The 7,222-nt window shown below is 41.5% G+C and carries 6 protein-coding genes; 1 reads left to right on the top strand and 5 read right to left on the bottom strand.

The genetic code is table 11. The features are described from left to right. Positions 1 to 179: 179 nt before the first annotated feature. From ADH49_RS01905 to ADH49_RS01890, 4 genes are all read right to left on the bottom strand, one after another. Positions 180 to 527, bottom strand: coding sequence for a VOC family protein (locus ADH49_RS01905; protein WP_048688664.1), 348 nt, complete (start codon positions 525 to 527; stop codon positions 180 to 182). A gap of 154 nt (positions 528 to 681) precedes the next feature. Then, positions 682 to 2,457: a pyruvate oxidase gene (gene spxB / locus ADH49_RS01900; protein WP_048688661.1), complete on the bottom strand. Its 1,776-nt coding sequence runs from the start codon at positions 2,455 to 2,457 to the stop codon at positions 682 to 684. A 335-nt stretch (positions 2,458 to 2,792) separates the two neighbouring features. Beyond that, positions 2,793 to 3,425, bottom strand: coding sequence for an SGNH/GDSL hydrolase family protein (locus ADH49_RS01895; RefSeq protein WP_048688657.1), 633 nt, complete (start codon positions 3,423 to 3,425; stop codon positions 2,793 to 2,795). Positions 3,426 to 3,477: 52 nt separating this feature from the next. After that, positions 3,478 to 4,311, bottom strand: a complete 834-nt coding sequence (locus ADH49_RS01890) for a Cof-type HAD-IIB family hydrolase (RefSeq protein WP_048688654.1) — start codon at positions 4,309 to 4,311, stop codon at positions 3,478 to 3,480. Positions 4,312 to 4,560: 249 nt separating this feature from the next. Here ADH49_RS01890 and ADH49_RS01885 point away from each other — a divergent pair, with 249 nt between their 5' ends. Further along, complete coding sequence (locus tag ADH49_RS01885; RefSeq protein ID WP_048688652.1) at positions 4,561 to 5,436, top strand: AraC family transcriptional regulator; 876 nt, start codon at positions 4,561 to 4,563, stop codon at positions 5,434 to 5,436. Positions 5,437 to 5,528: 92 nt separating this feature from the next. Here the strand turns inward: ADH49_RS01885 and ADH49_RS01880 are convergent, their stop codons facing one another. After that, entirely contained in the window at positions 5,529 to 7,211 is a 1,683-nt protein-coding gene (locus ADH49_RS01880; protein ID WP_048688649.1) for a MutS-related protein, read from the bottom strand. Positions 7,212 to 7,222: the final 11 nt, after the last annotated feature.

Here is a 7,222-nt window from a genome sequence, read left to right as displayed (position 1 = left end):
GGATTGCTGAAATCATCCACTGGATAATTTCACCTAACGTCCGTACTCACCTAAGGAAAGTTTCAAAGAAGATTTTGTCTTTAATAAAAAAGACCGGATGGCTCCGATCTTTTCTATAGTTCATTTTCTCAAATTCTATTTTAAGAATAGCTAAGGTTGACGTTAAATGACCACGCCTCCTATTTCATACGATAAAAATCAATCACTAGACCAGCAGGGCCACTTACTAGCAGGGATTCGGTTCCCCAATCAGTTACAACTGGCCCATGTAAAATCTCAATCCCTAATTCTTTCACACGCTTTTGATTCTGTTCCAAATCTTCAACTTCAATGTGTAGAATGATTCCTGACTGAAAATTTTCCAAAGGAATCAAATGATTTTGGGATAACATGAGACAGTGACTGCCAATCGTGAACTGAGCAAAACTTTGGTCAACATAGTCCGCCTTTTTGTCCAAGATACGCTCCAAGCTAGCACATACTTGGGGAACATTTGAAACGATAATATCTAATTGATTTAAATTCATTTACTATCCTCCAGAAAAAGACCGGATAGCTCCGATCTTTTCAAGTTCTGCTCTAAGAAAATCAAAGTATAAACAAGGCATAGAACCGCAGACAGTACTGGAGTACGGCAAGGTGAAGATAACGCAGTTTACATTTGATTTTCGACGAGCAGGATTATTTGATTGCGCGTGATTGCAACCCTTCTTCTTCCAAGAAGAGGCGGAATGGTACAAGCTCTTCAGCTTCGTATTTTTCTTTGAAGGCTTTAATAGCTTCTTCTGAGTGTTGTTTTGGATCCAACTCAAGTACTTCTACTGGAAGTGGACGATGTGGAGTGATGTGAGCATCGATAACAACAGTTTTACCTTCTTTGTTCAATTTAACAGCTTCAGCAACGACTGCGTCGATGTCTTCGATACGGTCAACTGTAAATCCAATAGCTCCTTGAGCTTCAGCGATTTTCGCATAGTCAGCATTAGGGAAGTCACAACCAAACAAGTGTTTGTTTGTGTCTTCGTATTTGTCCTTGATGAAGGCATATTTACCATTTGAGAAGACAACGTTGATAACTGGAAGGTCGTATTGAACGTTTGTGATAACGTCTGGGTAGCACATGTTGAATGCACCGTCACCCATGATGTTCCATACTTGGCGATCTGGATTGTCTTTCTTAGCAGCGATACCACCAGGAAGGGCAATACCCATTGTCGCAAAGAGTGGAGATGTACGCCACATGTTCTTAGGTGTCATGTGAAGGTGACGAGTTGATGTTTGAGTAGTGTCACCTACGTCGATTGAATAGATAGCGTCTTGATCAGCATGTTTGTTGATTGCATTGTAAACTTGATACAATTGCAATTCACCCTCAGTTTTACCTTCGAGTTTGTTCATGTAATCACGCCAGTTTTGGTTATTCTTAACGTTTGCACGCCACCATGGAGTAGATTCAACTGGATTCACTTTATCAAGGATTGCTTTCGCTGCTTGACCTGCATCACCAAGGATTGAAGCGTCTAGGGCATGACGTTTACCAAGTTTGTAAGGGTCGATATCGACTTGGATGAATTTTTCAGTGTTCTTGAATGCTTCGTATACTTCAGCAAATGGGAAGTTTGAACCAAGGAAAAGAACTGTGTCTGCTTCAAAGACAACTTCGTTGGCTGGTTTCCAACCAACACGGTAAGCAGAACCTGTCAAACCTTCGTAGTTCCATTCGAACGCTTCAAAGTTTTTACCAGTTGTGATGATTGGTGCTTTGATTTTACGTGACAATTCAGTGATCACTTCACCAGCTTTAACACCACCGTAACCAGCATAGATCACTGGACGTTCAGCATTGTTCAAAATTTCAACAGCCTTGTCAATTTCAACTTCGTTCAAAGCAGGAGCGATGAATGAACGCTCGTAAGAACCTGATCCGTAGTATGAGTTTTCGTCGATTTCTTGGAAACCAAAGTTTACTGGAATTTCAACGACAGCTGGACCTTTTTTAGAAACGGCAGCACGGCAAGCTTCGTCAATCACTTTTGGCAATTGCTCAGCGTAAGCTACACGTTTGTTGTAAACAGCGATACCGTTGTACATTGGGTTTTGGTTCAATTCTTGGAAGGCATCCATGTTCAATTCGTTAACTGGACGTGATCCAAGGATAGCAAGGAATGGAGTGTTATCCATAGCTGCATCGTAAACACCGTTGATCAAGTGAGTTGCACCTGGTCCACCTGAACCAACTGCAACACCGATAGATCCGCCAAATTTAGCTTGCATAACCGCTGCAAGAGCACCTGTTTCTTCGTGACGAACTTGCAAGAAACGGATATCTTTGTCTTCAGCCAAAGCGTCCATAAGTGAGCTAAGTGTTCCTGATGGGATACCGTAGATAGTGTCTACGCCCCATGTTTTCAATACGTTGAGCATTGCTGCAGATGCAGTAATTTTTCCTTGAGTCATAAATATAACTCTCCTTCAATAAAAATAATTGTCAGTCTTTGAACTGAATTCGACAAAGAGTGAAAACGTTTCAAATAACTTTACTATATCAATTTATCACGTTTTATTGTCCTTGTATAAGAATATGCTCACTGAATGCCTGGAACTATTACATAACACAAAGCAAATATCTGTTCTGTTTCTGCCAACTATTTTATAACAGAAGTCACAAACCGCATAAGGGCAAGGTTTTTGCTTGTTGTAGAATTAGTACAAAATAGAGTGTTTCCCCAAACTGTTTTATAGAAGACATTAAAAAATCCTAGCTAGAAAATCATTTTCCTAGCTAGGATGGGTTATATTTCTCTTTGAAGAGCCTTACTCAAGACCCTGTATCCTTCAATTGTTAAATGAAGTCCATCTGTTGTATAAGCCGGTTTGAGCTGACCATCTTCTCCAAGCAAATGATCAAAAACATTGATAAATTCAACATTTATCATCCCTTGGGCCAATTCGTGGTAGGCCTGGTTCAAGGTCTGAATCTTCTGATTGGTCCGGATATAGACTGTCCCCTTGTAGGGCTCTCCCTCATTCACAGGAAGAACCGAAACGAGTTTGATTTGCGCTAAGGGCAAGAGTCGCACCATCTCCTGCAAGATGATGCTCATGTTTTCAATGGTTTCCGACAGGGGCATTTCCTTACCAATGTCATTAGTTCCAATCAGCAAAAAAACCTTATCCACTGCTTGACCGAAAATATGGGCATCTAGATGCTCTCTTAAGAGGTCTGTCTTGTAGCCTCTAATCCCCCGGTTCACCATATATTGATCCGTCAACAGCAACTCTTGAAGGGGATAGTATTCGACGATAGAGTCTCCTATAAAAAGAATATCGGGTTCCTTCAAAGGATTTTGATTCAGTTCTCGGTAATTCTTCTGTATTTTTGCCTGTTCTTTCAACAGCCAGGTTTCTAATAATTGTACAGCCATAAAGGCTCCTTTCGATTCGTATAGTAGAAACTGTGCAAGGTAGGATAAGATCCTAGTCGAAGCTGAGCCTTCCATCCAAATAAGCTTCGATGACTTCGTAGACTCCATGATTCTGATGAGAAGGTGCCGTATAGCGGGCTGCTTGTCGCGCATGGGGATCCGCATTTTCCATTGCATAGGAATAGGTCGCTAACTCAAGCATCTCGACATCGTTTTGGCTATCCCCAAATGCCATCAAGTGTCCACCATCCACGCCCCAGCGTTCTTCTAAGAATTGAATGGCCGTAGCCTTATTGACACCCGGTTGCAGAATATCAATGGCCCCATAGCCACTAGCTGCAGGAAGCAGGCGCTCTCCAAACTTTTCTCTCAACTCTTGTACAAAGGCTTCGACTTTTTCAGTCTCCGTGACGACACTTAGTTTCAAAACTTGCTCTCCATGTTCATGGGCCAAATCATCCACAAAGCGCATCCGTTTGTAAAAAGCAGCCGCTAACTCAGGCGTCATCAATTGCTCTAAAAGAGGAAACTCTGTTCCTTTCTTAGCATAGCCTCCCGATAAGCTACTAACGACCAGATGGAGTTCTTCTTCTCGGCCTTCTAGATACTGCAAGACCTCCTGCACCAGCTCTTCCGGCCAGCTACACTCTCGGATGAGCTTTCCCTTCTCTAATATCCGTGCCCCATTGGCCAGCACCAAGGTGACGCGATCTTTCAAGTCTCCCAATACATGAGCCATACGGCTATAGCCGTTCCCTGTCGCAATGACAAAGGGAATCCCTCTTTGGTCTAGCTGATCCAAAATACGGCTCAAGCGCTCATGGTCTACTTCTCCTTGCTCGTCCATCAGAGTGCCATCCATATCTGTCGCAATCATTTGTAGCATACTGCCACCTCTTTCCATCTTTCCCCTATTATACACCATTCCCTCATCATTTTGGAGACTTCTCTCCCTTAAATCGCCCCTCTCCTCCTTCCTTAAAATTTAAGAAATTCCATCGAATCCTCTTTAATTTTTGGTCCAATTTTATTATAATATAGATAGTAGATTTTCCCTGTATGAAGTAACTAGCAGACCCTTTCACACACCTGGTAAAAACGTCTGCTACTCCCGAAAAAGATCTAAGAGGTAGGCATGAACACAAAGACTTTATACCGCCAAACATCCTTTACCAATAGCGATTTCCCTTTTTCAATCAAACAGATTAGCACCCAAAATGGACAGCCAGATATCTTATTTCACTGGCACACCGATATTGAGATTATTTATGTCAATGAAGGGACTGCTCAGTTCCATATCGACTATGAATATTTTAATAGTCAGCCTGGTGATATTATTTTGATCCGCCCCAATGCCCTCCACTCCATCCACCCCATCCAGAGTTCTTCTCATACTATGGATGTCCTGCATTTTAATCTGGACCTGATTGGGATTACCCATAAAAATATCGCCACTCTAAAATATTTACAACCCCTCTACAATGGGGATTTTGAATTCGTCCGACGCATTCAAGCCCAATCACCCGGTTACGAAGAAATCAAACAGAGCCTCTTAACCTGTATGGCAAACGGAAGAGAACAAGGCCCCTTCTATGAACTCCGACTTAAATCCCAGCTCAATGAACTCCTCTATCTCCTCTTCTCCCATAACTATATCGTCGAGAAGAAGTTCTCAACGGACGCTTACCGGAGAGAAGAAAAAATCCGTTTGGTCCTCGACCATATTTCAAACCATTACCAAGAGGAGCTCATGATCGAGCATTTGGCAGAGCTGTGCCATTTTAGCCCGACCCACTTCATGAATTTCTTTAAGAAACAATTAGGGCTCTCTTGCATGGAGTATATCATTCAATATCGACTGAAAAAAGCAGCCCATCTCCTCCAGCATTCCGATCAGGCAATCATTGATATCGCGAGCCAATCCGGCTTCAACAACCTCTCAAACTTTAATCGCCAGTTCAAGAAATACTATCAGGTTACTCCAAGCCAATACCGAAAAGCTTGTCTTTAACCAATAGAACAAATAATAAAAGCACATGAAACACAAGTGAAGTTTGCGTTTTATGTGCTTTTAATGTTTTTCAACAGAAGATCTGATACAACCTAGCAACCTTCCTCTTTATCACTCAACATTCTATTTAAAGACCATTTCCCTGTTTTTTCATATTGTACAATTAATTCTTGGGAAGTTCGAGTGATTTCCGAAGGAAAATAGAGGCTTTTTAATGTATTGACCGCATTCTTCGTTACTGCTGCTCCCTGCTTTATCTGATAATCAAAGACGATTTTCCCGTCAACATAGCGACTGTCAAAATGATAATTATCATTTACTGCACCAGATGCTGCAACTAGCTCAATATCATGACTCGAAATCATATACAAGCAATCGTGTCTCGATAGCCAGCGGACAATCCCTAAGCCAGACCCAATTCGCTCAATGGTATTGGTTCCCTTAAAGAGTTCATCAATAAAGAAATAATGAAAACCTGACTTTTCCAGACTCTCAATCATTCGGAGAATTGTTTTACTCTCTGTAATAAAATAACTATCTCCAACCTCGATATCATCGCTGACATCCATAGAGGTCATGACATGTCCATAAGAAAGCTCCAAACTGTCACCATAAGCGAAGCCCAAGCCCTGCGCTAAAATACAGTTAATGGCTACCATTTTCAAATAAGTGGATTTTCCGGAGGCATTATCTCCACTGATCACCATATTTTTTTCAAAAGTGACGTCATTAGCAACCGGATCCGCTAGTAAAGGATGGTAGATCCCCTTTCCTTTAATCCCAGCTTCTTCCTTAAAATTGGGATGACAAACCAAATTACCATCACGCTTATGGCGTAGAAGGCTGATGGCTACTTCCAATTCCCCCAAAAGATTGATTGTTCCCTGAGCTTCTTTCTGATGAGTCCTCACTTGCTGGTAGATATAGATTTGGGCAATCTGCGGAATTAAGAAAAGAAAATTAAGATAAATCAGGATAATTTCCATCTCGGAGCTTCCTGTTGGACTTTGTAAGATGCTGGAAATGACTTTCGTCTTCTTAAATGGTTGGACAGCCTGTTTGAAGGCTTCTTGTTTTGGTAGCGCTAGACGGCTCAGCTTTTCCGCTGAAGCAAAGATGCGAACCAGGTAACTAACTTGATCCAAGCGCATTTTATTCGACCAATTCCGAATGCTCGAAAAAATGATATTAAACGTCACACTCGCTATCAAGACTGACATGGCTTGAATTTGAAAAAACGGAAGAAAGAAAAGAGAGAGGACTGGCAAACACGCTAAAAAAAGATAGAGAGAAAGATAGATCCTCGAATCTTGCTTCCCTGGATTCGCCACAATACTTCTAGCCATATTGTGGTTCTTTTTTCCTAACTGGTTCATAACAACCTGAACCTTCAGACGAAGATCCGGGTGATGTTCAAAGAAATCTTCTAACTCCTGCAAAGATGCATCTGGTTGAAAGTTTATCAAACGCATCTTCTGATACAAGGCCTCAGCCCCTATACTAGACTGTGTATAGTTTAGCTGATCAAATACTCTATGCATGTCTAAATCATGCCAAGTTTGACCATCTACTTGACTATCCGTTGGCTGGAGTGTAGATGCCAAAAGCATCGTTTCCACTAAACTCTCTTCACTATCATTTTTTATAAAAAAAGGTTTTCCCTCCCAAGCCTTGGCTAATTTTTTTCTCAGACGAATCGTTGATATCCAATTTGTTAGAACCATAATGATGATCAGTCCAACAAATCCAATTGGTAACCATCCAAGTTTATCCATTCCTACATTCG

The sequence above is a fragment of the Streptococcus sp. 400_SSPC genome (assembly GCF_001072745.1).
GTDB classification, from domain to species: domain Bacteria; phylum Bacillota; class Bacilli; order Lactobacillales; family Streptococcaceae; genus Streptococcus; species Streptococcus xiaochunlingii.
This window is presented reverse-complemented; position numbering and strand designations above follow the sequence as displayed.

Bases quoted from the DNA above. Each gene is read 5' to 3' on its own strand.
- ADH49_RS01905 (WP_048688664.1), bottom strand. From the start codon at position 527: ATGAATTTAAATCAATTAGATATTATCGTTTCAAATGTTCCCCAAGTA.
- spxB (WP_048688661.1), bottom strand. From the start codon at position 2,457: ATGACTCAAGGAAAAATTACTGCATCTGCAGCAATGCTCAACGTATTG.
- ADH49_RS01895 (WP_048688657.1), bottom strand. From the start codon at position 3,425: ATGGCTGTACAATTATTAGAAACCTGGCTGTTGAAAGAACAGGCAAAA.
- ADH49_RS01890 (WP_048688654.1), bottom strand. From the start codon at position 4,311: ATGCTACAAATGATTGCGACAGATATGGATGGCACTCTGATGGACGAG.
- ADH49_RS01885 (WP_048688652.1), top strand. From the start codon at position 4,561: ATGAACACAAAGACTTTATACCGCCAAACATCCTTTACCAATAGCGAT.
- ADH49_RS01880 (WP_048688649.1), bottom strand. From the start codon at position 7,211: ATGGATAAACTTGGATGGTTACCAATTGGATTTGTTGGACTGATCATC.